Origin of the sequence: Streptomyces sp. NBC_00212, assembly GCF_045206365.1 — a bacterium.
In the GTDB taxonomy this organism is placed as follows: domain Bacteria; phylum Actinomycetota; class Actinomycetes; order Streptomycetales; family Streptomycetaceae; genus Streptomyces.
The window spans coordinates 3,043,337-3,069,561 of sequence record NZ_CP108115.1; the positions used below are offsets into that span (position 1 = coordinate 3,043,337).

The 26,225-nt window shown below is 70.6% G+C and carries 24 protein-coding genes and 2 tRNA genes; 8 read left to right on the top strand and 18 right to left on the bottom strand.

The window, feature by feature from the left end:
* Positions 1-131: 131 nt before the first annotated feature.
* Positions 132-938, top strand: coding sequence for a histidinol-phosphatase (hisN, locus tag OHA17_RS13680; RefSeq protein WP_406506903.1), 807 nt, complete (start codon positions 132-134; stop codon positions 936-938).
* 209 nt (positions 939-1,147) lie between these two features.
* The gene (locus OHA17_RS13685) at positions 1,148-1,546 is read left to right on the top strand and encodes a cyclic nucleotide-binding/CBS domain-containing protein (protein ID WP_406506904.1); all 399 of its coding nucleotides are present in this window, start codon (positions 1,148-1,150) and stop codon (positions 1,544-1,546) included.
* Positions 1,547-1,634: 88 nt separating this feature from the next.
* Here OHA17_RS13685 and OHA17_RS13690 read toward each other — a convergent pair whose 3' ends face one another.
* Positions 1,635-3,104 carry a catalase gene (locus tag OHA17_RS13690; protein ID WP_406506905.1) on the bottom strand — a complete coding sequence of 490 codons (1,470 nt, stop codon included), beginning with the start codon at positions 3,102-3,104 and terminating at the stop codon, positions 1,635-1,637.
* A 127-nt stretch (positions 3,105-3,231) separates the two neighbouring features.
* Between OHA17_RS13690 and OHA17_RS13695 the strand changes: the two genes are divergently transcribed.
* On the top strand, positions 3,232-3,648 hold the full coding sequence (locus tag OHA17_RS13695; RefSeq protein WP_053729883.1) for a Fur family transcriptional regulator: 417 nt from the start codon (positions 3,232-3,234) through the stop codon (positions 3,646-3,648).
* Positions 3,649-3,777: 129 nt separating this feature from the next.
* Here OHA17_RS13695 and OHA17_RS13700 read toward each other — a convergent pair.
* The 4 genes from OHA17_RS13700 to OHA17_RS13715 all read right to left on the bottom strand — a co-directional run bounded on the left by OHA17_RS13700 (position 3,778) and on the right by OHA17_RS13715 (position 9,294).
* Positions 3,778-3,851, bottom strand: a tRNA-Met gene (locus OHA17_RS13700).
* Between the two features lie 303 nt (positions 3,852-4,154).
* Positions 4,155-5,987: a tetratricopeptide repeat protein gene (locus OHA17_RS13705; RefSeq protein WP_053729884.1), complete on the bottom strand. Its 1,833-nt coding sequence runs from the start codon at positions 5,985-5,987 to the stop codon at positions 4,155-4,157.
* A 240-nt stretch (positions 5,988-6,227) separates the two neighbouring features.
* Positions 6,228-6,301, bottom strand: a tRNA-Met gene (locus OHA17_RS13710).
* 107 nt (positions 6,302-6,408) lie between these two features.
* Complete coding sequence (locus OHA17_RS13715) at positions 6,409-9,294, bottom strand: UPF0182 family protein (protein WP_398876564.1); 2,886 nt, start codon at positions 9,292-9,294, stop codon at positions 6,409-6,411.
* 135 nt (positions 9,295-9,429) lie between these two features.
* Here OHA17_RS13715 and OHA17_RS13720 point away from each other — a divergent pair, with 135 nt between their 5' ends.
* Positions 9,430-9,975, top strand: coding sequence for a PPA1309 family protein (locus OHA17_RS13720; RefSeq protein WP_053730037.1), 546 nt, complete (start codon positions 9,430-9,432; stop codon positions 9,973-9,975).
* A 24-nt stretch (positions 9,976-9,999) separates the two neighbouring features.
* Here OHA17_RS13720 and OHA17_RS13725 read toward each other — a convergent pair whose 3' ends face one another.
* From OHA17_RS13725 to OHA17_RS13740, 4 genes are all read right to left on the bottom strand, one after another.
* Positions 10,000-11,088 carry a PDZ domain-containing protein gene (locus OHA17_RS13725; RefSeq protein WP_398876258.1) on the bottom strand — a complete coding sequence of 363 codons (1,089 nt, stop codon included), beginning with the start codon at positions 11,086-11,088 and terminating at the stop codon, positions 10,000-10,002.
* A gap of 109 nt (positions 11,089-11,197) precedes the next feature.
* Positions 11,198-11,368 (bottom strand): hypothetical protein, encoded by a 171-nt coding sequence (locus OHA17_RS13730; RefSeq protein WP_199827102.1) that lies wholly within the window; start codon positions 11,366-11,368, stop codon positions 11,198-11,200.
* Positions 11,369-11,587: 219 nt separating this feature from the next.
* The gene (locus OHA17_RS13735) at positions 11,588-12,049 is read right to left on the bottom strand and encodes a molybdenum cofactor biosynthesis protein MoaE (protein WP_406506906.1); all 462 of its coding nucleotides are present in this window, start codon (positions 12,047-12,049) and stop codon (positions 11,588-11,590) included.
* A 78-nt stretch (positions 12,050-12,127) separates the two neighbouring features.
* Positions 12,128-13,234 (bottom strand): SDR family oxidoreductase, encoded by a 1,107-nt coding sequence (locus OHA17_RS13740; RefSeq protein ID WP_053729888.1) that lies wholly within the window; start codon positions 13,232-13,234, stop codon positions 12,128-12,130.
* Between the two features lie 189 nt (positions 13,235-13,423).
* Between OHA17_RS13740 and OHA17_RS13745 the strand changes: the two genes are divergently transcribed.
* Complete coding sequence (locus OHA17_RS13745; RefSeq protein WP_398876260.1) at positions 13,424-14,875, top strand: zinc-dependent metalloprotease; 1,452 nt, start codon at positions 13,424-13,426, stop codon at positions 14,873-14,875.
* The gene (locus tag OHA17_RS13750; RefSeq protein ID WP_398876261.1) at positions 14,872-15,393 is read left to right on the top strand and encodes an NUDIX hydrolase; all 522 of its coding nucleotides are present in this window, start codon (positions 14,872-14,874) and stop codon (positions 15,391-15,393) included. Before OHA17_RS13745 ends, OHA17_RS13750 begins: the two co-directional genes overlap by 4 nt.
* A 77-nt stretch (positions 15,394-15,470) precedes the next feature.
* Here the strand turns inward: OHA17_RS13750 and OHA17_RS13755 are convergent, their stop codons facing one another.
* The 4 genes from OHA17_RS13755 to OHA17_RS13770 all read right to left on the bottom strand — a co-directional run bounded on the left by OHA17_RS13755 (position 15,471) and on the right by OHA17_RS13770 (position 19,316).
* Positions 15,471-16,226 carry an AIM24 family protein gene (locus OHA17_RS13755; protein WP_406506907.1) on the bottom strand — a complete coding sequence of 252 codons (756 nt, stop codon included), beginning with the start codon at positions 16,224-16,226 and terminating at the stop codon, positions 15,471-15,473.
* 13 nt (positions 16,227-16,239) lie between these two features.
* On the bottom strand, positions 16,240-16,920 hold the full coding sequence (locus tag OHA17_RS13760; protein WP_406506908.1) for an AIM24 family protein: 681 nt from the start codon (positions 16,918-16,920) through the stop codon (positions 16,240-16,242).
* 13 nt (positions 16,921-16,933) lie between these two features.
* Positions 16,934-18,613, bottom strand: coding sequence for a TerD family protein (locus OHA17_RS13765; RefSeq protein WP_406506909.1), 1,680 nt, complete (start codon positions 18,611-18,613; stop codon positions 16,934-16,936).
* Between the two features lie 106 nt (positions 18,614-18,719).
* On the bottom strand, positions 18,720-19,316 hold the full coding sequence (locus OHA17_RS13770; protein ID WP_053729894.1) for a M48 family metallopeptidase: 597 nt from the start codon (positions 19,314-19,316) through the stop codon (positions 18,720-18,722).
* Positions 19,317-19,541: 225 nt separating this feature from the next.
* On the opposite strand from OHA17_RS13770, the gene OHA17_RS13775 reads away from it, so the two are divergent.
* On the top strand, positions 19,542-20,675 hold the full coding sequence (locus OHA17_RS13775; protein WP_406506910.1) for a ThiF family adenylyltransferase: 1,134 nt from the start codon (positions 19,542-19,544) through the stop codon (positions 20,673-20,675).
* 40 nt (positions 20,676-20,715) lie between these two features.
* Positions 20,716-22,086 (top strand): ABC1 kinase family protein, encoded by a 1,371-nt coding sequence (locus OHA17_RS13780; RefSeq protein ID WP_406506911.1) that lies wholly within the window; start codon positions 20,716-20,718, stop codon positions 22,084-22,086.
* 36 nt (positions 22,087-22,122) lie between these two features.
* On the opposite strand, the gene OHA17_RS13785 is transcribed toward OHA17_RS13780, so the two are convergent.
* The 5 genes from OHA17_RS13785 to OHA17_RS13805 form a co-directional block, all read right to left on the bottom strand.
* Positions 22,123-22,314 (bottom strand): hypothetical protein, encoded by a 192-nt coding sequence (locus OHA17_RS13785; protein ID WP_053729896.1) that lies wholly within the window; start codon positions 22,312-22,314, stop codon positions 22,123-22,125.
* Between the two features lie 122 nt (positions 22,315-22,436).
* Positions 22,437-22,760, bottom strand: coding sequence for a hypothetical protein (locus tag OHA17_RS13790; protein ID WP_398876266.1), 324 nt, complete (start codon positions 22,758-22,760; stop codon positions 22,437-22,439).
* Positions 22,757-23,125, bottom strand: a complete 369-nt coding sequence (locus tag OHA17_RS13795) for a WhiB family transcriptional regulator (protein WP_053729898.1) — start codon at positions 23,123-23,125, stop codon at positions 22,757-22,759. The genes OHA17_RS13790 and OHA17_RS13795 overlap by 4 nt, the downstream gene beginning before the upstream one ends.
* Positions 23,126-23,291: 166 nt before the next feature.
* Positions 23,292-23,645: a hypothetical protein gene (locus tag OHA17_RS13800; RefSeq protein WP_398876267.1), complete on the bottom strand. Its 354-nt coding sequence runs from the start codon at positions 23,643-23,645 to the stop codon at positions 23,292-23,294.
* Positions 23,646-23,824: 179 nt separating this feature from the next.
* Entirely contained in the window at positions 23,825-26,011 is a 2,187-nt protein-coding gene (locus tag OHA17_RS13805; protein ID WP_406506912.1) for an ATP-dependent DNA helicase UvrD2, read from the bottom strand.
* Between the last annotated feature and the right edge of the window lie 214 nt (positions 26,012-26,225).

Below are 26,225 nucleotides of genomic sequence, written 5' to 3' on the forward strand. Positions count from 1 at the left end.
CGTGCGAGCGGCTCCGAGTTCAGAGTTGACGCGCTCGAAGGGACTGTCAATAGCCACCGTGGGCGGCGCGCGGGGCGTCCGGAGTGCGGGCACTGTGGTCCGCACCGCGGGCGATCGCTACGGTGGTGACCATGCCCGACTATCACGATGACCTCCGTCTCGCCCACGTCCTCGCGGACGCCGCCGACGCGGCCACCATGGACCGGTTCAAGGCCCTCGACCTGAAGGTCGAGACCAAGCCGGACATGACGCCGGTGAGCGAGGCCGACAAGGCGGCCGAGGAGGTCATCCGGGGTCATCTGAAGCGGGCGCGGCCGCGCGACGCGGTCCTCGGCGAGGAGTACGGCCTGGAGGGCACGGGCCCGCGCCGCTGGGTGGTCGACCCGATCGACGGCACCAAGAACTACGTCCGGGGCGTGCCGGTGTGGGCGACCCTGATCTCGCTGATGGAGGCGGGCGAGCACGGCTTCCAGCCAGTGGTCGGCGTCGTCTCGGCGCCCGCCCTGAACCGGCGCTGGTGGGCGGCGAAGGGCCACGGCGCGTTCACCGGCCGCAGCCTGACCTCGGCGACCCGCCTGAAGGTCTCCAGCGTCTCGAAGCTGGCCGACGCCTCGTTCTCGTACTCCTCGCTGAGCGGCTGGGAGGAGCGGGGCAAGCTGGACGACTTCCTGGACCTGACCCGGGAGTGCTGGCGCACCCGCGCGTACGGCGACTTCTGGCCGTACATGATGGTCGCCGAGGGTTCGGTGGACTTCTGCGCGGAGCCGGAGCTGTCCATGTGGGACATGGCGGCGAACGTGATCGTGGTGCAGGAGGCCGGCGGCGTCTTCACCGGCCTCGACGGGCGGCCGGGCCCGCACAGCGGCAACGCGGCGGCCTCCAACGGCCTGCTCCACGAGGAGCTGCTCGGCTACCTCGGCGACAGCGCGCAGGCGTAAGCAGCGCCGGGAGGGCCGCGCCTGAGGCTCACGATGGGCGTGAGTCGTACTTTTACGCGCCCCTCGACTGACCTCTACCAGCCCCTTGTTGACGGGCGGTCCGGATGCAACTCTAGGAGTCCCCCCACTTGTGAACTTGTGAATTCTTTCCGGAGCGGGCTGCGTCAGCCGTGCCGGGAACCGAATCCACCAAGGAGGTGGCTCCATCCATGCTCGTCCGTGACGCCATGAGCACGATGGTCCTCACCATCGGACCTGCCCACACCCTCCGCCAGGCGGCCCGGCTGATGTCCGCACGCCGGGTCGGCGCGGCCATCGTCCTCGACCCCGACACCAGCGGCATCGGCATCCTCACCGAGCGCGACATCCTCAACTCCGTCGGCCTGGGCCAGAACCCGGACCACGAGACGGCGAGCAAGCACACGACCACCGACGTCGTCTTCGCGGCGCCGTCCTGGACTCTCCTGGATGCCGCCGAAGCCATGACGCACGGCGGCTTCCGGCATCTGATCGTGCTCGACGGCCACGGCCCGGTCGGCGTCGTCTCGGTCCGCGACATCATCCGCTGCTGGGCCCCGGCGCGGCGCGAGGCCGCGATGGCCGGCTGACCACCGGGCCCCGGCCCCGGAACGCCAGAAGGCCGGACTCCCCGCGGGGAATCCGGCCTTCTGTTCATCTTCGGCCCGCGGGCCCGAATCAGCCGCGAAGGGCCTGGACCGCGGCTTCGAGCCGCTTGCCGAAGTCACCGTCCGCCTGGCGGAAGTTGTTGATCGCACGCTCTGCGATGTCGTCGCGCGAAACCTTGGCGATGAAGCCCGCCAGGTTGTCGATCAGCCGGGCCTTCTCGTCCTCCGAGTACAGCCGGTAGAGGTTTCCGGCCTGCACGAAGTCGTTGTCCTCGGCGTGGGAGGGCGCCTCGGTGCTGCCGGTGACACCGGCCACCGGGCTGCCCTGCCACAGCGGGCGGTCGGCCTGGAAGGGGCCGCCGAAGCTGTTGGGCTCGTAGTTCTTCGCGCCCTTGTGGCGGCCGTCGTACAGGTAGCCGTCACGGGAGTTGGTGCGCGCCTCGGTGGCGTGCGGGCGGTTCACCGGCAGGTGGTCGGCGTTGATGCCGACGCGGTAGCGGTGCGCGTCGCCGTACGCGAACAGGCGGCCCTGGAGCATCTTGTCCGGCGAGGGACCGATGCCCGGCACGAAGTGCGCGGGGCTGAAGATGGACTGCTCGACCTCGGCGAAGATGTTCTCCGGGTTGCGGTTGAGCTCCAGCTTGCCGATCTCGATCGGCGGGTAGTCCTCGTGCGGCCACACCTTGGTGAGGTCGAACGGGTTGAAGCGGTAGGTCGCCGCGTCCGCGTCCGGCATGATCTGCACCTGCACGGTCCAGGACGGGAAGTCACCGCGCTCGATGGCCTCGCGCAGGTCGCGCTGGTGGCTGTCCGGGTCCTCACCGGCGAGCTTGTTGGCCTCGTCCTGGGTGAGGTTCTTGATCCCCTGGTCGGTCTTGAAGTGGTACTTGACCCAGAAGACCTCGCCGGCCTCGTTGTTCCACTGGAACGTGTGCGAGCCGTAGCCGTTCATGTGGCGCAGAGTCGCCGGGATGCCGCGGTCACCGAAGAGCCACGTCACCTGATGGGTGCTCTCGGGGCTCAGGCCCCAGAAGTCCCAGACGTTGTCGGCTTCCTGGCTGCCCGTGTACGGGTCGCGCTTCTGGGTGTGGATGAAGTCGGGGAACTTGATGGCGTCCTTGATGAAGAAGACGGGCGTGTTGTTCCCGACCAGGTCGTAGTTCCCCTCCTCCGTGTAGAACTTCAGCGCGAAGCCGCGGGGGTCGCGGACGGCGTCGGCGGAGCCGAGGTTGCCGGCCACGGTGGAGAAGCGCAGGAAGGTCTCGGTCTGCTTGCCGACCTCGGAGAGGAACTTGGCACGCGTCCACTGCGAGACGTCACGGGTGAGCGTGAAGGTGCCGTACGCGCCCGCACCCCGCGCGTGGACGATGCGCTCCGGGATGCGCTCGCGGTTGAAGTGGGCGAGCTTCTCCAGGAGCGACTGGTCCTGGACCAGGACCGGACCGCCCGCGCCCGCGGTCGCGCTGTTCTGGTTGTCGGCCACCGGTGCGCCGGCCTCCGTGGTGAGCGGTCCCTGTGTCACGTGCGCCTCCTGCGTCATGTCCTGCAAGTCCTGTCCCTTGGCGTCTGCCTGACCCGATCCTACAATGGACATTGTCTAAGTCAAGCAAGGTTCCAAAGCCACACCTGTTCGGAACTGGGCCCCTTCCCCTGTTAGGCTGGTTCTTATGAGTGACCTGTTGGAGCGACTGCGCGGCCGCGGCTGGCGCATGACCGCGCAGCGGCGCGTCGTGGCCGAGGTCCTCGACGGCGACCACGTCCACCTGACGGCGGACGAAGTGCACGCACGCGCGGTGGAACGGCTGCCCGAGATCTCCCGGGCGACGGTGTACAACACCCTGGGCGAGCTGGTGACGCTCGGCGAGATCCTGGAGGTCTCCACGGACCGCCGCGCCAAGCGCTACGACCCGAACGCGCACCGGCCGCACCAGCACCTGGTCTGCGCCCAGTGCGGCGCGATCCGTGACGTCCACCCGCAGGGCAACCCGCTGGCCGACCTCCCCGACACCGAGCGCTTCGGCTTCACGATCGCGGCCGTCGAGGTCACCTACCGCGGCACGTGCCCGAACTGCGCGGCGGCCTGATCCGGCACCCCGGAACACAAAGAAGCCCTCCGGCCACTACTTGGCCGGAGGGCTTCACTTCTGTCTACAAGGGCTCAGAAAACGACTGAGGCCCGAATCCCCCAAAGGATTCGGGCCTCAGCCTCCAAGTAGCGGGGACAGGATTTGAACCTGCGACCTCTGGGTTATGAGCCCAGCGAGCTACCGAGCTGCTCCACCCCGCGTCGGTGAACACAACCTTACGGGACGACCCCGACCAGCGCAAATCTGTTCCAGGCCTGCGGAAACGCCCGGGGTCGCTAGGGTCTGCCCGGCGGATCTGGTCGCCCGCGATGCGGCTCAGCTCTTCCATGCTGGCGAGCGGGGGCCTGGTGCGTGCAGCTGCAAGGCGGAGGATTGAGGCGACGCGGAGCGGTGGGGGTCCCTCCCTGCTCGAGCGAAGCCGAGAGCTTGGGGGAGATTGACGACAACGCCGCAGATGGGCGTGCCAGGCCCCCGCGTCCCAGACAAGATCCGCCGGACAGGCCCTAGGCCGTGAGCTCCTGGTGGAGTGCCTCGCGCAGCCGGGCGGCCCGCTCGGCGACCTCCGCCGGGCCCAGCTCGACCGCCTTCGCGCACCAGCGCTGTCCCTCGGCCAGCTCGCCGTGGCGGGCGGCGAGCAGAGCGAGGCGCAGCGCGGCCCGGCCGTGTCCGGCGTGGGCGGCACGGGTCCACCACAGCGCGGCCTCGCGCTCGCGGCCCTCACGGGCGAGCAGCAGCCCGAGGTTGAAGGCGCCGTTGCGGCTGCCCGCCTCGGCCGCCTCCCCGTACCAGCGCGCGGCCGCCACCAGGTCGCCCCGGGCCGCGGCCAGCATGCCGACCCGGACCTGGGCGCGGCGGTGGCCCTGCTGCGCGGCCCGCTCGTACCACTCCTCGCACTCGGTCTTCTCCGCCATCGGCTCGCCGAGCGCGGGCGGGCCCGGCGGGGGCTGACGCGCGTCGAGGAGGGTGGCGAGGCGGAAGGCGGCCTCGGCGCTGCCGCCGCCCGCCGCGCACCGCAGATGACGCTCGGCGGCCTGCTCCTCGCCGTCCCGCAGCAGCGCGATGCCGACCTGGAGGGCCGCGTCGGTGTGCCCGGCCGCGGCGGCCCGCTCGTACCACTTCAGGGCCGTACGGTCTTCGTCGCGGCCGGCGAAGAGGATGCCGAGGTTGAAGGCGGCGTCCACGCTGCCGGCCTCGGCGGCCTTGGAGAACCAGGGCTCGGCGCCGGTCGCGTCCCCGGCCTGGAGCAGCAGGATGGCGAGCGCGTTGGCCGCCTCGCGGTGTCCGGAGTAGGCGGCTCGGCGGTACCACTGCTCGGCCTGGGCGGTGCGGTTCTGGGCGGCGCAGAGCAGCCCGAGGTTGTACGCCCCGTTCACGTCCCCGGCGCCCATCGCCTCGCGGTACCAGCGCTCAGCGGTCTGCTGCTCGCCCCGCGCCGCGTGCAGCGCGCCGAGGGCGTTGGCCGCGTTGCCGTCGCCGTCCTGGGCGGCGCGCAGCCACCACACGGCGGCGCTCTCCTCGTCGCCCGCGTCGCGCAGCAGGAAGCCGAGCGCGCAGGCGGCCTTGGCCTCGCCGTCCTTGGCGGACGTCAGGTACCAGCGGCCGGCCTCCTTGAGTTCGCCGCGCTTCTCCAGGATCGCGCCGAGGTGCAGGGCGGCCCGGCGGTGGCCGCGGGCGGCGGCCTGCCGGTACCAGGGCTCGGCCTCGTCGGCCGCCCCTTCACCTTCTGGCGCCTGGTCGACAGCGATGTCACCGGGGCCCTCACCGGCGGCCTCGCCGTCACCACGCCCGTCGAGGAGGCGGGCAAGACGGTAGGCGGCCTCGCGGTGCCCCTGTTCGGCTGCGGCACGCAGCCAGCGCTCGGCGCCGACGTCGCTGCGGTGCTCCAGGAGGTCGGCGAGCGCGTACGCGCCCAGCGCGTGGCCCTGTTCGGCGGACTGGCGCAGCCAGTACTCGGCGGCGGGCTCGTCGCCGCGCTCGCGGTAGTGCCGGCCGAGCGCGTGCGCGGCGGCGGCGGATCCGGCGACGGCGGCGATGCGCCACCAGCCGGCCGCCTCGTCCGCGTAGCCGCGCTGGTGGAGCAGGACACCCAGGTTGTTGGCGGCGGCCCGGTCGCCCTCGGCGGTGGCGCCGCGCAGATAGGGCTCGGCGCTGTCGAGGTCGCCGCGGCGCAGCAACAGGGAGCCGAGCACGCTCATCGACTCGGCGTCGCCGCCGTCGGCGGCACGCCGGTGCCGCGCCTCGGTCTCGGCGTCAGCGGTGTCAGCATCCTCATCGGAGCGTGTCTGCACAAACCGCCCTGTCTCCAACAGAGTTGCCCTGTCCCCCATAAATACCATCGTCGCACCACCCGCAACCCGCGTACACCTGGTATACCGCAGCCAGTGAGGTCACTTCAGCGTTTTGTCGACATGCCCACAGAGAGACAAGCCAAACCCGTTGTACCCAACTCCCCCCGGGAAGACCAGTTTTCACACCGGAAGGTTCCGGCCACCGGTAATCGGACAAGCTCGGCGGGCCCCGGCGCACACACAACGAGGGCCCGGATCCTTGAAAGGATCCGGGCCCTCGTCAGTGAGTAGCGGGGACAGGATTTGAACCTGCGACCTCTGGGTTATGAGCCCAGCGAGCTACCGAGCTGCTCCACCCCGCGTCGGTGAACACAACGCTACCACGGTGCGGGGTACCCCCCTGACCAGTGCGGACCAGCGCGGACCGAAGCCGACCAGGTCTGTCCGGGTCGGCTCCGGTCCGGCCGGGTCAGCTCTTCGGCCCGGTCGCCTTCGCCTCCGCGTCGGCCGCCTGCTGCAGGGCGTTCTGAAGCGCCTTCTGGGCGTCGCCGTAGGCCTTCCAGTCACCCTTGGCGAGCGCCTTCTGGCCGTCGTCGTACGCCTTCTGCGCGTCCTTGATGGCCTGGTCCACCGTCGCGTTGCCGGAGGCCGGCGGTGTGGTGGTGGGTGGCGTGGTCGGCGGTGTCGTCGTGGTCGGCGGGGTGGCCCCGTCGGCGCCGAAGACCGCGCTGAGCGCGTCCGCCAGGTTGTCCTTGAAGACGGTCTTGTCGCCGTAGGAGACGCCGACCTTCTTCAGGAGCGGGTAGTTGGCGCTGCCACCGCGTGCGTACACCGGCTCGATGTAGAGGAAGCCCCCGCCGAGCGGCACGGTCAGCAGATTGCCGTAGTCGATCTCGGAGTCGGTGCCTCTCAGGTTCCGTACGAACTCGGCGACTTCGGGCAGGCCGTTCAGCTTGCTCTGCACCTGCTGCGGGCCCTGCACGTTGTCGGTGACCCGGAGCAGTCTGATCTTGCCGTAGTCCTTGCTCGCGGCATCGGCGTCGACCGCCATGAACCCGCCCAGGTTGGGCCGGCCGTTGGGCGTGAACGTCGTGGTCAGCGAGAACTTCTTCCCCTCGGCCTCGGCGCCCGGCATCTTCATGGACAGGTAGTACGGCGGAACCGCGCTGTTGTCCTTGTTGGTCGGGTCGTCCGGCACCTGCCAGGCGTCACTGCCGCTGTAGAACTGCGCGGGGTTGGTGACGTGGTAGCGGGTGAGCAGCTCGCGCTGGACCTTGAACATGTCCTGCGGGTAGCGCAGGTGCGCCTTGAGGTCCTCGGGGATCTGGGACTTGGCCTTCACCGTGCCGGGGAACGCCTTCATCCAGGTCTTGAGGACCGGGTCCTTGTCGTCCCACTGGTACAGCGTGACCGTGCCGTCGTACGCGTCGACGGTCGCCTTCACCGAGTTGCGGATGTAGTTGACCTGGTTCTGCTGGGCCATCACCGCGCGCTGGTTGTCGGTCAGCGAGTCGGTGGTCGTCTCGCCGAGCGTGGTGCGCGAGGCGTAGGGGTAGCCGTTGGTCGTCGTGTACGCGTCGACGACCCACTGGATGCGCTTGCCGACGACCGCCGGGTAGGCGTCGCCGTCGATGGTCAGCCAGGGGGCGACCGCCTCGACGCGCTCCTTGGGGGTGCGGTTGTAGAGGATCTTCGAGCCCTTGCCGATGGCTCCCGAGTACAGGATCTGCGGCTCGCTGAAGGTGACGGCGTACGCGGCCCGGTTGAACGGGTTGGACAGGCTCACCCCGCCCTTGCCCTCGAAGCTCGTCGTGACCTGGCCCTTGCCCTCGCTCTCGTAGTCGAGCTCCTTCTGGGGCCCGCCGACGATCGAGTACTGGTCGGTCTTCTCGCCGTAGTAGATGCGCTGCTCGTAGCCGGAGGCGAGCTGGCCGCTGGTGGGCAGCCCGGACTCGGTGAAGTCGGGCGCGCCGTTGACGTCCACGCTGGTGCCCTTGGCCGCGATCGCGCCGAAGCCGTGGGTGTAGGTGAAGTGGTCGTTGATCCAGTTGCGCTTGTCGATGCCCTTGAGGTTGAGCTCGCGCAACCCGATGACGGTGTCCTGCTCCTTGCCGTCCTTGTCCGTGTAGCGGTCCACGTCCAGGGTCGAGGGGAACTGGTAGTACTTGCGCTCCTGCTGGAGCTGCTGGAAGGCGGGTGAGACGACGTTGGGGTCGATGATCCGGTAGCTGGCCGCCGTGTCGGCCGCCGAGCGCAGCTTCGGGTTGTCCTTGGCGTCGGTGGTGCCCTTGTAGTCCTGCACATCCGCGTTGTCGATGCCGTACGCCTTGCGGGTGGCGTCGATGTTCTTCTGGATGTACGGCGCTTCCTTGGCCTGCTCGTTGGGCTGGACCTGGAACTTCTGCACGATCGCCGGGTAGAGCCCGCCGATCAGGATCGCCGAGAGCACCATCAGGCCGAAGCCGATGACGGGCAGCTGCCAGGTGCGGCGCCACAGGGTCGCGAAGAACAGCACGGCGCAGATGACCGCGATGCAGAACAGGATGGTCTTCGCCGGGAGGTAGGCGTTGGCGTCGACGTACCGAAGGCCCGTCCAGTTGTTGGTCGCCTTGAAGTCACTGGACTTGACCGCGAGCCCGTACCGGTCCAGCCAGTACGCCACGGCCTTGAGGACCACGAAGACGCCGAGCAGCACCGAAAGGTGCCCGGTGGCCGCTCCCGTGGCGCGCGCGCCGGGGCTGGTGATGCGCAGGCCGCCGTACAGGTAGTGCGTCAGAGCGGCGGCGATGAGCGACAGGACGGCGGCGGCGAAGCCGAAGCCGAGCATGAAGCGGTACCAGGGCAGGTCGAAGGCGTAGAACGACACGTCCAGATGGAACTGCGGGTCCTTCTGGCCGAACGGCACCCCGTTGACCCACATCAGCCAGGTGCGCCACTGACCGGAGGCGGAGGCGCCGGCGATGAGGCCGACCAGCGCGGTGATCCCGAGCAGCATCCACTTCTTGTACGGGGCGATGCCCATCCGGTAGCGGTCGAGGCTCTGCTGCTCCAGGGACATCGCGCTGAGCGGCGGCCGCAGCCGGTGCGCCAGCCAGATGTTCAGGCCGACGGCCACCGCCATCAGCAGCCCGAAGACGCAGAAGAGTCCGATCTTGGTCCACAGCTGGGTGGTGAAGACCGACGAGTAGTGGACCGAGCGGTACCAGAGCCAGTCGGTCCAGAACCCCGCGAACATGACGAAGGCCATGGCAAGCACGGCCAGGATGCCCAGTGTCATGAGCAGGGTCCGGACCCGGCGGGACGGCCGGCCGACTCTGATCCGTGGCCCGGACGGGCCTGAGCCGCGGTCCGGCATCTGGAAAGCCAAGGTGCGCACCTCGAAGTTCGCTGTCGTATGGGCGGGCCCCGCGATCGTAGGGCCCACTCATGCAACTTACTGAGGCTTTACTCAGTTCCCGGTTGAGGGGTGAAAGAGGGCAGGATGTTGTTCATGTCCAACGTTTCCCCCTCCGGCCCTCCGATGGCCGCGAGCCCGCTCACCCGCGCGGTGCTCGAAATCGACGAGTACGCATCCGGTCTGGGCTGGGACAAGCCGGCCCGCCTTTTCGCACTCGTCGACACCGCGAAGCTCCGTGCCCAGGCGCCGGGCCTGGTCTCCACCGCCGACGACGCCCAGGTCTCCGGACTGACCCCGATCGAGCAGGAGGAGATCCCGCGGAACAAGCCGCTGGACAAGTTCCTCGGCACCATCGCCTGGCCCGACTCGGTGGCCGGCTGCGCGCTCACGGTGGAGCGCCTGATGCTCCCGCCGTCCGCCGAGACCTCCGTGCCGGAGGGCCTCGGCGACAAGGAGCTCGCCAAGTGGGTGGCCACGCACCCGGACCGTCAGGAGGTCCGGATGACGGTGGCGGTGCTGCGCGGAGGCGCCCGCGAGTCCGCCATCCGGCTCCGCGAGAAGGACTCTCCTACGGAGGTCCTGACCGGCCCCGACCTGGTGCCGGGCCTCGCCGAGGCGCTGGCCGCGACCTTCGCCTAGCAGCGGTACGGGGCGCGGTCGGCGTCACTTGGCCGAGCAGCTCGGCAGTCCGGCCGTGTCCCCCGCGCGGATCTTGTCCAGGGACTGCCGGGCGTCGTGGATGGTGTCGACCTTCACGAGCGTGAGGCCCGAGGGGATGTCGGAGGCGGCGGCCTGGCAGTTGTCCTTGGGCGTCAGGAAGTAGCGGGCGCCCGCCTGGCGCGCGCCGATCAGCTTCATTTCGATGCCGCCGATCGGGCCGACCTTGCCGGTGTCGTCGATCGTTCCGGTGCCGGCGACGAACTTTCCGCCGGTCAGATCCTCGGGCGTCAGCTTGTCGACGATGCCGAGCGAGAACATGAGCCCCGCGCTGGGCCCGCCGACGTCGGCGAGCTTGATGTCGACGGTGAACGGGAAGGCGTGGTCGGTCCCGGCCTGGATGCCGACGATGGCACGGTCGCCGTCCGACGCCTTCTCGGTGGTGATGGTGATCTTCTCGCCGCCCTCGGGCGCCTTGCCCGCCTTCTTGGCGGCCGCCGCCTCCTTGGCGGGGATGATCGTGAAGACCACGTTCTGGCCGGGCTTGTGCTTGGTGACGAGGGTCGCGACGTCGGCCGGCTTGGTGACCGGGGCGCCGTCGACGGCCTTGATGGCGTCACCGGCGTGCAGCTTGCCCTCGGCCGGGCTGCCCTTGACCACCGAGGAGACGATGACCCAGCTCTTGACCGGGATGGACAGCTCGTTCAGGGCCGCCACCTTGGCGCTCTCCTGGGACTGGCTGAACTCCTCGGCGTTCTCCTGGTTGGACTGCTCGTCGGTCTTGCCGTCCGGGTAGAGCGTGTCGTGCGGGACGACCACGCTGTCGTGCGCCAGCCAGCCGTAGACGGCCTCGAAGATGTTCATCCGGTAGTCCGCACCGGTGACCCTGACCGTCGTCATGTTGAGGTGACCGGTCGTCGGGTAGGTCTTGTGGCCGGAGATCTGCAGCACCGGCTCGCCGCCGGAGTCGCCGAGCGTGTTCACGGTGGGCCCGGGAGACATCTCGGAGTACGGCACTTTGATGAGCACCCCGGCGCAGAGCAGCGCGATCAGCACGAGGGTGGAGGCGAGCATCGTCGCGGTGCGGCGTGGCATGGAACGACAGTACGGGACCGATCTGTGCGCCCACCCCTGGGGCCGGTCCGTACGGGGGCCGTTGGCGATCGCGTACGAAACTACGGCGCCTCGCGCCGGTCGGGAACGCTCAGACGGCGTCGGTTCCGGAGTGCGATTTCGCCATCGCTTCACGGAACCGGCTGTACCCGGCGAGTTCGGCAACATCGCCGGACGTGCGATCACGGGCTGCCCAGCTCGCCCATATCGCCGCGCCGACAGCAGCGAAAAGCGGAATCAGCAGCCACAGGAGTGCAGCCATTCCGACCTCCCGTCCCCAATGAGCGACCGCAACTGACAGATCAGCAGATTAGTCATCTGCCAGTCCAACGCTCACGCCAGGGGTGCGGTTACGCAAATCGGGGCGCAAGGCACCCCACAGGGTTTCAGACGAGGAGACCGCGTCAGCAGGCGGCGGGAGCCCTTCAGCAGGCCCCGACCCGCCCACCCGTCACCCGACCGCCGCCCCTCAACGACGGCGCTACGCGCCGACCCATTCCTCTGTGCCGTCCGAGAACTTCTGGTGCTTCCAGATCGGAACCTCGTGCTTGAGGTCGTCGATCAGCTTGCGACAGGCCTCGAAGGCCTCCCCGCGGTGCGGGCAGGAGACCGCGACGACGACCGCGATATCACCGACGGCCAGATCGCCCACACGGTGGACGGCGGCCAGCGCGCGGACCGGATAGTCGGCGACGACCTTCTCGGCCACCCGGCGCATCTCCGCCTCGGCGCTGGGGTGGCAGGAATACCCGAGCGTGTCGACGTCCGAGCCGCCGTCGTGGTTGCGCACGGTGCCGACGAAGAGCGTGGTGCCGCCCGCCGCGAAGTCGCCCGAAGCCGCGAAGACCTCGTCGACGGAGATCGGGGTGTCGCGGATCGCGAGCAGCCGGATCGGGTCCTGCGCCGCCTGCTCACCGGGGTGGTCGGGGTACGTGCGTGCCATGTTCCCATCGTGCCGTACGGCACCGACATCCCGGAATAGCTCTTTCGACCGGGTGCCGTGCGCCTGGATAGGAGGGTCCTACAGCCCCCGGCGCTTGCGGGCCCTGCGCACCACCGCGGCCGCGCCGAGGAGCGCGACCGTGGCGCCCGCGGCACCCGCGGCGGTGGCGTCCTTGCGGCCGAGCCTGCGGCCGGCGACCGTGTGCCGACCGGCGACCTCTTCGAGGAGCTCGGCGAGCACCTCCTCGTTGGTCCAGCGCGGCCGCCAGCCCGCTTCGTGCAGGCGCCCGACGCTCACGACCCACGGGTGCATCGTGTACGCGAGATCTCCGGCGGGCGACGGGGTGAGGCCGATCCGGTGCAGCCTGGCGGCCGCGCCCAGGGCGACCGCCGAGGGCAGCTCCATGCGGCGGATGCCGCTGAGCTCCTCGACCTCCTCCTGCTCCAGCCACCCGTCGCAGCCGACCGCGAACTCTCCGTCGACCTTCTCCAGGGCCGCGTACTCCAGCGCGCTGCACAGGTCGTCGACATGGCAGAACTGCCAGGTCGGGCGGGATCCGGCGACGACCAGGAGGCGCGGCGACTCGAAGTACCGGGTGAGCGCGGTGTCGGTGCCGCCCACCAGGACGGCGGGCCTCACCACCGTGACGTTGAGCCCGGGGTGGGCGCGGGGTGCGCGCCGCCCCAGGCGTTCGATCTCCAGCAGGTCGCCGACGCCGGTCGCCTCGGCGGTGGCCCGCAGCTCTGCGTCCTCGGAGAGCGGGATGTCGTTGTCGGGCAGCGCCCCGTAGACCATCGCCGAGGTGCACAGGACGACCCGGTGGACGCCGGCCGCGGCCGCGGCGGTCAGCACGGTCTGGGTGCCGCGCACGTTGTAGGCGGTGCGGGCCGCCGAGTCGGTCTCCAGGTCGAGGTCGAGCGCCAGGTGCACGACGACGTCGGCGCCCCGCAGCTTCTCGGCGATCGCCGGGTCCCGTACGTCCAGGATGTGCCAGGTCGCCTCGGAGACGTCCCCTCGGCGCTCGTCGATGGCGACGACCTGCTTGACCTCGTCGGACGCGGCGAGCCGCGAGGTCAGCAGGGCGCCGATCCCGGACGCGGCACCGGTCACGGCGACGACGGGACCGCGCGATGTTGAGGTTGAGAGGTTTCGCGCTGCGCGAACCTGTGGATCTGGGGAACTCACCGGGCGTCTCCAGCGGTTGTCTTCAGTACGTACGTTAATGACGCGTACGTACCAGGTGGCGTCCATCCTGCCGCAGGCCGCGAGGCTGCGGAGCACCGAGCCCTTATCCGGTTCGGATGTCTACGCTGGTCTTGTTGTGGGGAAGCCGCCGCCGGCAGTAGCCGGCGGCCTGACGAGCCGAGGAAACCCGTGAGTGACACCCCATTCGGATTCGGCCTTCCGCCGGAGGAGCCGGACAACGGCGACGGCAAGAAGAAGGACCCTGCCGGAGGTGGTCAGGGTGCCGGTGGCCAGGGCGGCATCCCCTTCGGCTTCCCGGGCGCGGGCGGCGGGGACAACCCGTTCGCCGCGATGTTCGGTTCGATGAACCCGAACGATCTGGGCGCAGCCTTCCAGCAGCTCGGCCAGATGCTCAGCTACGAGGGCGGTCCCGTGAACTGGGACATGGCCAAGCAGATCGCCCGCCAGACGGTCGCCCAGGGCACCGCGGACGGCACCAAGGACGAGAGCGTGGGCCCCGCCGAGCGCGCCGCCGTCGAAGAGGCGGTACGCCTCGCCGACCTGTGGCTGGACGACGCGACGTCGCTGCCCTCGGGCTCCACCACCGCCGTGGCGTGGAGCCGCGCGGAGTGGGTCGAGGCCACCCAGCCCGCCTGGAAGGAGCTGGTCGACCCGGTCGCCGAGCGCGTCGGCGCGGCCATGGGCGGCGTCCTTCCCGAGGAGATGCAGGCCATGGCGGGCCCGCTGATCGGCATGATGCGCTCCATGGGCGGCGCCATGTTCGGCCAGCAGATCGGGCAGGCCGTCGGCACGCTCGCGGGCGAGGTCGTCGGCTCGACCGACATCGGGCTGCCGCTCGGCCCGGCCGGCAAGGCCGCGCTGCTGCCGCTGAACATCGAGGCGTTCGGCAAGGACCTGGGCGTCCCCAAGGACGAGATCCGGCTCTACCTGGCCCTGCGCGAGGCCGCCCACCAGCGGCTCTTCGCCCATGTGCCGTGGCTGCGCTCGCATCTGTTCGGCGCGGTCGAGGGCTATGCGCGCGGCATCAAGGTCGACACCGCGAAGCTGGAGGACGCCGTCGGCCAGCTCGACGTGTCGAACCCGGAGCAGTTGCAGGAGGCCCTTCAGCAGGGCATGTTCCAGCCCGAGGACACCCCCGAGCAGAAGGCCGCCCTGGCCCGTCTGGAGACGGCCCTCGCGCTGGTCGAGGGCTGGGTGGACGCGGTGGTCCACGCCGCCGCCAAGCCCCGGCTGACCTCGGCGGACGCGCTGCGCGAGATGCTGCGCCGACGCCGGGCGACCGGCGGCCCCGCCGAGCAGACCTTCGCCACGCTGATCGGCCTGGAGCTGCGGCCGCGCCGGCTGCGCGACGCCTCGCGCCTGTGGGCCTCGCTCACCGACGCGCGCGGTGTGGACGGCCGGGACGACCTGTGGGAGCACCCGGACATGCTGCCGACCGCCTCCGACCTGGACGACCCGGACGGCTTCGTGCACCGCGAGCACCTCGACTTCTCGGAGCTCGACAAGATGCTGGGCGAGGCCGCCGAGCAGAACGGCCCTTCCCTGAAGAAGGACAAGGGCGCCGAGGCCGACGAGAAGACCGACGGCTCCGACGACGGCAAGGGCGATTCCGACAAGTGAGCCTGCATGACGACGCGGTCCTCGTACTGAAGGCGTACGAGGGCCAGCCCGAGCTGCGCCAGGCCTACCTGGACCATCTGTCCGCGCACCCCGACGGCATGTGGAAGGCCTGCGAGGCGGGCCACCTCACGGCCAGCGCCCTGGTCATCGACCCGGAGCAGGGCCGGGTGCTGCTCACGCTGCACAAGAAGCTGAACATGTGGCTCCAGATGGGCGGCCACTGCGAGCCGGGCGACACCACGGTGGCGGCCGCCGCGCTGCGCGAGGCCGAGGAGGAGTCCGGCGTCGCCGGTCTCACCCTGCTCGCGGGCGGCCCGGTCCGCCTCGACCGGCATCCGATCCCGGCACCCTGTCACTGGCACCTGGACGTCCAGTACGCGGCGCTCGCCCCGGCCGGCGCGGTCGAGGCGATCAGCGACGAGTCCCTGGACCTGCGCTGGTTCGGCTACGACGAGGTGGCCACGGTCGCCGATACGTCCGTGGTCAACCTGCTGGAAGCGACCCGCGCGCGGTTGTAGCCGGAGACAGACCCGGCTACAACTGGCGCAAAAGTAAGGGGCGTTCGCCATGGCGAGCGCCCCTTACCGCGATGGGCCTAGCTCCAGGCGTTGCCCTGGTTCTGTGCGTGGACGCCCTGTTGGCCCATGCCGTACTGGGCGCGCATGCCCTGCCCGATCACCGCGTTCTGCGGCGGCAGCACCTCGCTCGGCTGGACGAGGGCGAAACCCTGGCCCAGGAAGCTCAGTTCCCAGCCCTCGCCCGTGTTGCCGCGACGGCGCCAGACGCCCGTGGAGTGCGTCTGCGCCTGCATCTGGACGCGCAACGACGTCGACCAGGCCACGATCGCGTCCGCGTCCGCGTTGACGTACTTGTCGGGCGTGACCTGGAGCATCAGCGGCTGGCCCGAGGTCATCAGGACGACCTTGCCGGTGCCGGTGATGTTGAGCTGGTACTTGCCGGTGCCGGAGACCCCGTACTGGCTGTCCACGGCGATGACCTCGTGGTGCAGCGAGGAGTCCATCGCGAGGACGTAGCCGCTGTCGACGGTCAGCCCGTCCCGGTCGACGTCCACCACGTGGACGTGCTGGGCCAGGTTGGCGAGGTAGACCGTGCCCTGGCCCGAGACGCGCATCAGGTCCAGGCCCTCGCCGGTGTGGGCGCGGGCGCGCTGCTGGCCGTTCGACTGGTACTCGCCGTCGAACTCCATCAGCCCCTGGTAGGCGACCATCGAACCCTTGCGGGCCAGCAGGTCGTCGTGGCCGGTGAGCACGGCCCGCAGCAGCTGCGGGTTCTGCGCCGTGTACCGCTCCTGGGACTGCTGCTCGGTGTAGCTGAAAAGCGGGCTCTGCATGGTGTCTCTCCCCCTAGCCCCGGGCCCGCAGGCGGTCCGTGCTGTCCTCACTCGGCTGTACGACGACGATGCCCTGGCCCGAGAAGGCCATCTGGAACGCCTCCCCGCTGCCCCGGCCGATCAGCGAGGACGCCTTGAAGCTGCGCTTGCCCTTCACCTTCAGGTTCGGGGACCAGGCGACAAGCGCGTCCGGGTCGACGTACGTCTCGTCCTCGCCGCTCCCGCAGTCGACGACGACCGGGGTGCCGCGCGAGGTCAGGGCGACCCAGCCGGTGCCGGAAATCTTCACGTTGAACAGGCCCTGGCCCGCGAACTTGGCGAGCCCCTTGACCCGTTCGACGCCCCACTGGAGGCTCGCGTCGAAGGCGAGCACATTGGTGCCGTTGACGGAGAGCGCGTCGTTGTTGAGGTTGACGATCACAACGTTGGCGCCGTAGTCGGCCAGGTAGAGCAGCCCGTCGCCGGTGCACTTCATGAGGGGCGCGCCCTCGCCGGTGATCCAGTCCCGGGCCATCTGGCGCACGGCGGGCGGGTTGGGCTCGTACTGGATGAAGCCCTCGTAGGCGACCATCGAGCCGACCCGGGCGAGCAGGTCCTGGCCGGTGGCCATGGCCACCTTGAGCATGGCGCTGCCGTGGTTCTCCATCCGGGCCGCGACGGGGGTCGGGGCGTAGCCCGCAAGTTGCTGGTTCATTGTTCGGGCTCCCTCAGACCTCGTACGGCTGGACGACGATGAAGTTGCCGGGGGCGCCCCGGAACTGGAGATTGACGGACTCGCCGCTGTGCCCGGGATAGGCGTTGCGGCGCAGCCTGACCTGGCTGGAGACGATCACCTGGGACGCGGCGGACCAGGCGACGATCGCGTCGCTGTCGGCGAACGTGGTCGGCGTGACCGGCAGCACCACCGGGGTGCCGTGCGTCATGACGACGACGGTGCCGGTGCCCTGGAAGAGCATGGTGAACAGGGCGCCGCCGGGGATGCCGTGCCCCTCGATGCGGCGGACCTCGTACTGGAGCGACTCGTCGAAGGCCAGGACGTTCTCGGCGGAGACGCAGATGCCGTCGCCCTGGAGCTCGATGGGGTGCAGATAGGCGCTGTTCTCGGCGAGGAAGACCTGGCCGCGGCCGGAGCAGCGCATCAACTGCATTTCCTGGCCGGTCGCGTTGCCGACGATCCGGCCCGCGAAGCCTGCTCCCTTGTAGCCGAAGTCGACCTTGCCCTGGTACATGACCATGCTGCCCTGGCGGGCGAGGACCGGCTGGCCGCCCGCGCCGAGGTCGACCCGGACCAGCTGCTTGTTCTGCGACGTCCAGCGCTGGCCGGTGGGCAGTTCCTTGTACATCTGGATTGCGGCGTGGAGGCCGCCACCGCCCTGGGGCATGGCCTGCGGCTGCCCATAGGGCGCGGGCTGCCCATAGGGCGCCGGCTGACCGTACGGGGCGGGGGCACCCGGCGGCGGGACCTGGCCCGGAATGTGGCCGGGCTGCTGGCCGAACTGCGGCTGCTGCGGCGGCTGTCCGTACTGGGGCTGGGGCGGCTGCCCGTACGGAGAAGGCGCGGGCGGCGGCGGCACGGTACCGGGCACCAGGTGCATGGGCGCGGCGATGGTGGGGGCCGCATGGATCTGCGGGCTGGGCGCGGGAGGCGGCGGAGGAGGAGTGGATCCCTGCGGCGGCGGCGCGTAGTGCTGCGGGGCGGCCGGGGCAGGCGCCGGCACCGGTGCCCCGAAGGAGGGCGCGGGCTGCGGGGCGGGCGCCGGGGTGCCGAACTGCGGGGCCGGGACGGCGGCTTGGGGCGGCGGCGCGAAACCGGGCGTCGCACCCTGCGGCTCAGGCTGCTGCGGGGCCGCGGGCTCCTCCTCCAGGACCTCGCCGCCGAAGTTCTTCAGGAGGGCTTCGAGGCCACCGTCGAAACCCTGGCCGACGGCGGCGAAGCGCCAGACGTCCTTCAGGTAGAAGTCACCGAGCATCACGGCCCGCTCGGTGCTGAACTCCGCACCGGTGAAGGCGTACCGGACGACTTCCTCGCCGCCGGCGACGACCCGGATGTAGCCCGGGCCCACCTGCGACATCTGGCCCGCTCCGTCGAGCGTCGCGGTGAAGGAGAGCTTGTGGATGTTCGCCGGGACGCGGTCCAGGGTGACGCGGAACGACTCGGTGTCACCGGACTGGGCACCGAGGAGCTGGATCGACTCCTCAGGGGATTTCGGCTGGTTGAAGAAGACGAAGTAACGGTCGTCGGACAGCTGCTCGTTGGCGTCGAGCCCGAAGCAGCTGATGTCGAAGGTCAGCCCGGGACCGCCGATCTGCACGCCTACGTACAGATCCGTCCCTGCCGTGAGATCACTGACCTTGGCCTTGTGGCCGCGCTGGAATTCCCTGGCCATGCGTACCGACCGTCCCCCATCCCGAGGTGATTGCGTCGCGCCAGGCTAACGGCTGCCTCGGACAATCGGCGAAGCCGCTACACATTCGGTACAGAACCGCCGACTCTCACTCTCCGCGAGCGGCGGGCAGGTGCGGAAGCCGGTCGGCGGCCACCACGCCTTCGAGGTAGCCGCGGGCCCGTTCGGTGCGCGGATAGGCGTCCAGGAGCCGCCAGAACCGGGGTCCGTGGCCGGGCACCAGCAGGTGGGCCAGCTCGTGGACGAGCACATAGTCGACGACGTACTCGGGCATGCCCTGGAGCCGGTGCGAGAGGCGGATGCTGCCCTCGGCCGGGGTGCACGAGCCCCAGCGGGTGTTCTGATTGGTCACCCAGCGCACCGACGCGGGGCGGGCCCGGCCCTCGAAGTACTGCTCGGAAAGACGCTCGGCGCGCTCGGTAAGTTCCGCGTCGCCCAGCATGCGCTTGCTCTCCTGCGCGGCCAGTTTGTCCAGCATTACCGTGACCCAGCGCTGCTCCTCCGCCTCGGACATCCGGGCCGGGATCAGCACGATGGTGCGGTCGCCCTCGCGGTACGCGGAGACCGTTCTGCTGCGCCGGGTGCTGCGGCGGACCTCGACCGCGCTCGTCGCCGAACCGCGTGGCGGCAGGCTGGTGGGGCTGCGCGGCGGGCTTCCGGCACTCTGCAGTGGGTCGGCGGGCACGCCCCGACGTTACCCGCTGTCAGTGGGGGAAGTCCCGCCTCCGGGACGGTTGAGCCATGATCCATCCGCCGGGGTGCAGCATTTGAATGACTAATACCCCTCGCCTGTGGACAACTTTTCACGGCCTTCACCGCAGCGGTGCATTCTGGCCCCATGCCGCGCGACGGCCTGCGATCGGGCAGGTTCCGGGGACGCGCGGAGGTGCGGGACAACGGGGGTTCGACCATGCATCCGATGCTGAAGCCGGCACTGCGCCGGGCCTGGCGGGACCGGCAGACCGTGCAGTTCGGGATCACGCCCGCGCAGGCGGTGGTCGTGTCTCCGGTGGACCCGGCGACGGGCCATTTCCTGGAGATGCTCGACGGCACCCAGGGCCTGCCGCTCCTGTACGAGCGGGCGCGCGCCCTCAAGCTGCCACCGGGTCAAGTGGACGAGCTGGTGGCCCGGTTGACGGCGGCGGGCGTCGTGGACGATCCGACGGCGGGCGGCCCGGCGGCCGATGCGTTACGGAATCGGTCGGATGCGCTGGAGCGACTACGGCCGGATCTGGCTTCCCTCTCCCTCGTCCACCCGGAGCCGGGCGACGCGGCGCGCAGGCTGGCGGCCCGCAGGGCCATACGGGTTCAGGTGCGCGGCGCCGGGCGGGTCGGCGCGACCATCGCCGCGGTGCTCTCGGGGTCCGGGGTGGGCCGGGTCGACGTCCTCGACGGGGGCGTCGCGCAGCCGGGCGACGTGGCGCCGGGCGGGCTGCCCGAACGGGCCCTCGGCGAGCGGCGGGCGACGGCGGCGGGACAGCTGGTGCGACGGACCGCGCCGGGCGGGCCGCCGCGCCAGGGGCGGGACGCGGAGCAGGTCCCGCTCTCCCTGATCGTGGTCGCCCCGCGCGAGGCACTCGACGTGTACGCGCCGAACGCGGCGGACGCCGAGGACTGGATCGGAGCCGGAATTCCCCATCTGTACGCGGGAGTTGCGGAGACGACGGGGGTGGTGGGACCGCTGGTGCTGCCCGGCGGCACCGGGTGCGCGGGATGTCTCTCGCTCGGCCGCACGGAGCGCGACCCGGGCTGGCCGCGGCTGCTCGCGCAGTGGCGCTCGGGGCGGCAGCGCACCGCCGTGCCGGCCTGCGACCTGGCGCTCGCGACGGCGGTCGCGGGTCTCGCCGCCGGGCACGCGCTGGCGTTTCTCGACGGTGATCTTCCGGCGAGCACGGGCAGCCGCTGGGAGGCCTCGCTGCCCGGGCTCGACTGGCGGTCCACACCGATCGAGCCACACCACGACTGCTTCTGCGGCGCGGTCGGGAACACTCAGGGGGAGCAGGTCTCAAAGGCGGTGGGGCCACACGACACAATGGCCCGGTAACGCCTCCGAGGGCGCTGCTGTCTGGGATTTGGAGGGGCGCATGTCTGATCTTCCCCGGAAGGCGGTCACCCGGACCGCCAAGCTGGCCGCGCTGCCACTTGGCTTCGCCGGCCGGGCCACCTGGGGCCTGGGCAAGCGGATCGGCGGGAAGTCCGCCGAGCTGGTGGCGCGCGAGCTCCAGCAGCGCACCGCCGAGCAGCTCTTCAAGGTCCTGGGCGAGCTGAAGGGGGGCGCGATGAAGTTCGGGCAGGCGCTGTCCGTCTTCGAGTCGGCTCTCCCGGAGGAGGTCGCAGGCCCCTACCGGGCCGCCCTGACCAAGCTCCAGGAAGCGGCGCCGCCGATGCCCACCCGCACGGTCCACGCCGTACTGGAGGAGCGGATCGGCGCCGACTGGCGGGAGTTGTTCCTGGAGTTCGAGGAGAAGCCGGCGGCGGCCGCCTCGATCGGGCAGGTGCACCGGGCGGTGTGGCACGACGGGCGCGAGGTGGCCGTCAAGGTGCAGTACCCGGGGGCCGGCGAGGCGCTGCTCTCGGACCTGACGCAGCTCAGCCGGTTCGCCCGGCTGCTCGGCCCGCTGATTCCGGGGATGGACATCAAGCCGCTCATCACCGAGCTGCGCGACCGGGTCTCGGAGGAGCTGGACTACGAGCTGGAGGCGCGGGCCCAGCGGGAGCACGCCGCGGAGTTCGCGGGCGACGGGGATGTGCTGGTGCCCGATGTGGTGCACCAGTGCGACCAGGTCCTGGTGACCGAGTGGATCGAGGGGATACCGCTCTCGGACGTGATCAAGGACGGCACGCCGGAACAGCGGGACCGGGCCGGGCAGTTGCTGACCCGGTTCCTGTTCTCGGGCCCGGCCAGGACCGGGCTGCTGCACGCCGATCCCCACCCGGGCAACTTCCGGCTGCTGCCGCCCGAGAAGGCGGGCGGTCAATGGCGGCTCGGCGTCATGGACTTCGGCACGGTGGACCGGCTCCCCGGCGGGCTGCCCGCGACGATCGGCGAGTCCCTGCGGATGACGCTGGAGGGCGAGGCCGAGGCCGTGTACGAGCTGCTGCGCGGGGAGGGCTTCGTCAAGGAGTCCATCGACCTCGACCCGGACGCCGTCCTCGACTATCTGCTGCCGATCATCGAGCCGGCCCAGGCCGACGAGTTCACCTTCAGCCGGGGCTGGATGCGCGGGCAGGCGGCCCGGATCGCCGACCCCCGCTCCCCCGCCCACCAGTTGGGCAAGCAGCTCAACCTGCCGCCGTCGTATCTGCTGATACACCGCGTGACGCTGTCCACCATCGGCGTGCTGTGCCAGTTGGACGCGACGGTGCGCATGCGGGACGAGCTGGAGGAGTGGATGCCCGGGTTCCTGGCGGACGCCCCGGGCGAGTCGGAGCCGGAGGCTGCCGAGGAGGCGTGAGAACGGGGCCGGGAGGCCTGGGGGCGGGCCCGGGCGCTACCACCAGGAGGCGTCGAGCCTGCCTTCGATGGCCCTGATGTTGGCGCGGGAGCAGTCGTCGCAGTAGTAGCGTCCGGTGCCGTTCTCGACCGAGTAGGTCCAGGTCGGCGGTGGGCCCTCGGCAGGGGCCGGGGTCCCGCAGTGGGAGCACACGATGGTTTCGGCCACCGGCCGATTCTGGTCGTCCACCTCGCGACGATACCGCCGTGCCCGGACCTTTGAGGCCACAACGCACCGCGGGGGCCGGTCCGTTCGGACCGGCCCCCGCGTCTGATTGCTCACTTCCTGGTCGTACGAGCCGACGCCGGCCGTCAGTGCATGACGGCCATGGCGAGGGCACGGCGGGCGCGCATCGACGCGCGCTCGGCGCGCCGCTGCATCCGCCGGGCGGCGACCATGCGTACGGCCTGGCGCTCCACCTCGGCTTCCCGCAGCCGCTGGTTCATATGCGCACGGGCCAGGGCTTCTGGCATGAGTTGCATTTCGAGGGTCCTGTTCTGACGCGACTCGTTCGCGCCGGTGGTGGTGAAGTCTGGGGTCGCGGAGCCGGTGGGCTCGCTGGCGGACGTCGTCATCGGGGCCTGCTTCTGGGGGTCGTTCGTTCGGGGGTGGTCGATGGTTCCCGGGCGGTTCATGCCGCGACCGGGTTCTTGCGCGGGCGGCCACGCGGCCGCTTGCGGGCAACAACCACACCCTGGACGAAGAGCTCGCCGCCCCAGACGCCCCACGGCTCGCGCCGCTCCTTGGCACCCGCGAGGCAGGCGGCCATCAGGGGGCAGGTCTGGCAGAGCGACTTGGCGTACTCGACATCGGCCGGCGACTCGGCGAAGAAGACCTCCGGGTCGAACGAACGGCAGGGGACGGGTACGCCGAGGTTCTCGATGGCGTCGTCGAGCGCGGTGAGCGCAGTGAGGGGAGTCAAGGCGGGGTCCTCCGTGAGACCGGGCGGGGGGAGAGTCGGGGCGGGCGGTACGGACGGGGCGTGCGCTTCGAGTTGCACGGTGATTTCTTCCTCGTCTTGTTCGGCTGTGTCGGTCCGGCCGGTCGGCCGGGTTTCGGCTGGCACCGAGGCCCCCTTCACTCCGTCCGTCCCGTTCGGGACAAACAGAAGGGCCGCGGATCCCTGATGGGGTTCCGCGGCCCTGAAGGCGCCTGCCTGATCTGGATCAGGCTGGATCACTCCAGGGTTCGAGCCCACGGAAGGCCCACATCGTGTGGTGCTGGTAGTGCTTCGTCTGCTTCTCGGCTCCGGCACCGGTCGCCGCAAAGGCGTGGGCCTGAGCCCGTCCCTTCGCTACTGCTGCTCCCGGCGCCTGGATCGGTCGCTCATTGCGCTCATCACGCACGGGGAGGCTCGCCAGGGAGGCCGGAACGACGGCGGAGATGCCGACGAGACCGGAGGCGCCGGCGGACAGACCGGTGCCCTGGAACGAAGAGCCGAGCGTGCAGGTGGCGGCGACCGAGCGGTCCGTCACTTTGGTGCTGATGAAGCTGGTGGTGATCTCGATGTAGCTGGCCACTGGTCTCGCCTCCTCTCGGCGTCTCGGGGACTTCGGCCTCGCGGCCTGATCCCATGCGTATTCGGATAAGTACAGCTAAGTACAGCACGGAGACCGGGCTTCGGAGAAGCTCTCGTTTCCGTGGTTAAGAACCTATGGGGATTCCTGGGGCGGGCGCAAACTATTTTTTCGACGAGTTTTCATGAACCTGTCTCGTCGACTCCTCCAGGCTCCTCACCAGCGCAGATGGCCAGGACGTCGGTGCCGAACCGATCCAGCTTGCGGGCACCCACGCCGGAGATCACCGCGAGCTCGTGCCCGTTGGACGGCACGGCCTCCGCGATCGCCATGAGCGTCTTGTCGGTGAAGACGACGTACGGGGGCATGCCCAGCTCCTTCGCCTGGTGGGAGCGCCAGTCGCGGAGCCGCTCGTACAGCGCCTCGTCCATGTCCGAGGGGCAGTCCTCGCAGCGCATCAGCTTCATCTCGCCGGCTTCGGTGAGTGTTTTCCCGCACACCCGGCACAGCACCGGGCCCCGGCGCACGCGCTTGCGGACGGCGGGGCCGCGCTCGATGCCTCCCGCGCCACCCGCTGCCGCCCGGGCGGCTCGGGATCCGGAGCCCGGTCGCAGACCGTCCAGGAACTGGCTGGCGCGACGGTGGGCCCGGCCGCCGGGAGAGCGCGAGAGCGACCAGGAGAGCCCGAGGTGGAGCCGGGCGCGCGTGACGCCGACGTACAGCAGCCGGCGCTCCTCCTCGATCTGCTCGTCCGTCTTGGCGTACGTGATCGGCAGCATGCCCTCGGTGAGGCCGACCAGGAACACGGCGTCCCACTCCAGGCCCTTGGCCGCGTGCAGCGAGGCGAGGGTGACGCCCTGCACGGTCGGGGCGTGCTGGGCTTCTTCCCGGGCGCGGAGCTCTGCCGCCAGGTCGGACAGCTCGGCGTCGGGCTTCGCCCGCGCGTAGTCCTCGGCGAGGCGGACGATGGCGGCCAGCGACTCCCACTTGTCGCGCATCGCTCCGGAGCCTTTCGGGGGCACGGCCGTCCAGCCCTTGGTGCCGAGCACGGCCCGCACCTGGGAGGGCAGGTCCACGGCGTCGTCGAGCAGCGAGTCGTTGCGGCCGGCCACGGAAGCGCCTCGGATGGCGGTCGTCGCCTCGCGGACCTCGGGGCGCTCGAAGAACCGCTCGGCGCCGCGCAGCTGGTACGGCACGTCGAGGTCCGCCAGGGCCTGCTCGTAGATCTCGGACTGGGCATTGATCCGGTACAGCACCGCGATCTCCCCGGCCGGGACCCCGGAGCGGATCAGGTCGCGGATGCGCCGGGCGACGCCCTCGGCCTCGGCGGGCTCGTCCCCGTACTCCGTGTAGACGGGCTCGGGGCCCTTCTCGCGCTGCGAGACCAGTTCGAGCCGGTGCTCGGCGGCGCGGCCGGTGGCCTGGTTGAGCAGCCCGTTGGCGAGGTGCACGACCTGGGGGGTGGAGCGGTAGTCCCGGACCAGCTTGACCACCGTCGCGTTCGGGTGGCGGGTGCGGAAGTCGAGGAGGTAGTCGGGGGTGGCGCCGGTGAAGGAGTAGATGGTCTGGCTCGCGTCGCCGACCACGCACACGTTTCCGCTGTCGCCCACCCACAGGTCGAGCAGGCGCTGCTGGAGGGGGCTGACGTCCTGGTACTCGTCCACCACGAAGTGCTGGTACTGGCGGCGCACCTGCTGTGCGATGTCCTCCCGGTACTGCAGGATGCCGACCAGGAGCAGCAGCACGTCCTCGAAGTCGATCACCACCCGGTCCTGCTTGAGCTGCTCGTACGTCCGGTAGATCTGGGCGATCTCGGCCGGGTCGCGGGGCGGTTCGCGGTGCGACTTGGCGACGGCCGCCGCGTAGTCGTCGGGCACCCGCTGGGTGACCTTCGCCCACTCGATCTCGCCGGTCACGTCGCGCAGCTCGTTGCGGTCGAGGCGGAGACCGCTGCGGGCGGCCGCCTCGGCGACCAGCTGGACCTTGCGCTCGACGAGCCGGGGCGGGTACTCGCCGCCGACGGCTCCCCGCCAGAAGAACTGGAGCTGGCGCAGGGCAGCCGAGTGGAAGGTCCGGGCCTGGACGCTGCCGACGCCGAGCTCCCGCAGCCGGCCGCGCATCTCGGCGGCTGCCCGGTTGGTGAACGTGACGGCCAGCACGCCCGACTGCGGGAGGATCCCCGAGCGCACCCCGTACGCGATCCGGTGGGTGATCGCTCGGGTCTTGCCCGTGCCCGCGCCGGCCAGCACGCACACCGGGCCGTGCAGGGCCGTCGCGACCTCGCGCTGCTCGGGGTCGAGCCCGTCGAGCACCGCGTCGGCCGTGTCCGGGACCGGCGGGAAGAGAGTGGAGTGCGTTGCTGATGTCACCCCGCCATGCTGCCAGGTCGCCCGGGGCCGGTGCGCCGCGTTGTCCACAGGGGGCGCCCGCAGTCGTACTAATGCGGGCCGCGCCGCCTCCACCATGCGCCGGGCACCTGGCCGAACAGCCACGAGGGCGGCCGTGGTGGCGATTCGGTCACATACCGGCCCGGTGCGGGAATGGTGATCGGCCCTCGTACGTTCCAGAGCGTGCGGAACCGCA

Bases quoted from the DNA above. Each gene is read 5' to 3' on its own strand.
- OHA17_RS13705 (WP_053729884.1), bottom strand. From the start codon at position 5,987: ATGGTATTTATGGGGGACAGGGCAACTCTGTTGGAGACAGGGCGGTTT.
- OHA17_RS13690 (WP_406506905.1), bottom strand. From the start codon at position 3,104: ATGACGCAGGAGGCGCACGTGACACAGGGACCGCTCACCACGGAGGCC.
- OHA17_RS13760 (WP_406506908.1), bottom strand. From the start codon at position 16,920: ATGAACCAGCAACTTGCGGGCTACGCCCCGACCCCCGTCGCGGCCCGG.
- OHA17_RS13715 (WP_398876564.1), bottom strand. From the start codon at position 9,294: ATGCCGGACCGCGGCTCAGGCCCGTCCGGGCCACGGATCAGAGTCGGC.
- OHA17_RS13685 (WP_406506904.1), top strand. From the start codon at position 1,148: ATGCTCGTCCGTGACGCCATGAGCACGATGGTCCTCACCATCGGACCT.
- OHA17_RS13720 (WP_053730037.1), top strand. From the start codon at position 9,430: ATGTCCAACGTTTCCCCCTCCGGCCCTCCGATGGCCGCGAGCCCGCTC.
- OHA17_RS13790 (WP_398876266.1), bottom strand. From the start codon at position 22,760: ATGAACCGCCCGGGAACCATCGACCACCCCCGAACGAACGACCCCCAG.
- OHA17_RS13780 (WP_406506911.1), top strand. From the start codon at position 20,716: ATGTCTGATCTTCCCCGGAAGGCGGTCACCCGGACCGCCAAGCTGGCC.
- OHA17_RS13725 (WP_398876258.1), bottom strand. From the start codon at position 11,088: ATGCCACGCCGCACCGCGACGATGCTCGCCTCCACCCTCGTGCTGATC.
- OHA17_RS13730 (WP_199827102.1), bottom strand. From the start codon at position 11,368: ATGGCTGCACTCCTGTGGCTGCTGATTCCGCTTTTCGCTGCTGTCGGC.
- OHA17_RS13775 (WP_406506910.1), top strand. From the start codon at position 19,542: ATGCATCCGATGCTGAAGCCGGCACTGCGCCGGGCCTGGCGGGACCGG.
- hisN (WP_406506903.1), top strand. From the start codon at position 132: ATGCCCGACTATCACGATGACCTCCGTCTCGCCCACGTCCTCGCGGAC.
- OHA17_RS13735 (WP_406506906.1), bottom strand. From the start codon at position 12,049: ATGGCACGCACGTACCCCGACCACCCCGGTGAGCAGGCGGCGCAGGAC.
- OHA17_RS13755 (WP_406506907.1), bottom strand. From the start codon at position 16,226: ATGCAGAGCCCGCTTTTCAGCTACACCGAGCAGCAGTCCCAGGAGCGG.
- OHA17_RS13695 (WP_053729883.1), top strand. From the start codon at position 3,232: ATGAGTGACCTGTTGGAGCGACTGCGCGGCCGCGGCTGGCGCATGACC.
- OHA17_RS13765 (WP_406506909.1), bottom strand. From the start codon at position 18,613: ATGGCCAGGGAATTCCAGCGCGGCCACAAGGCCAAGGTCAGTGATCTC.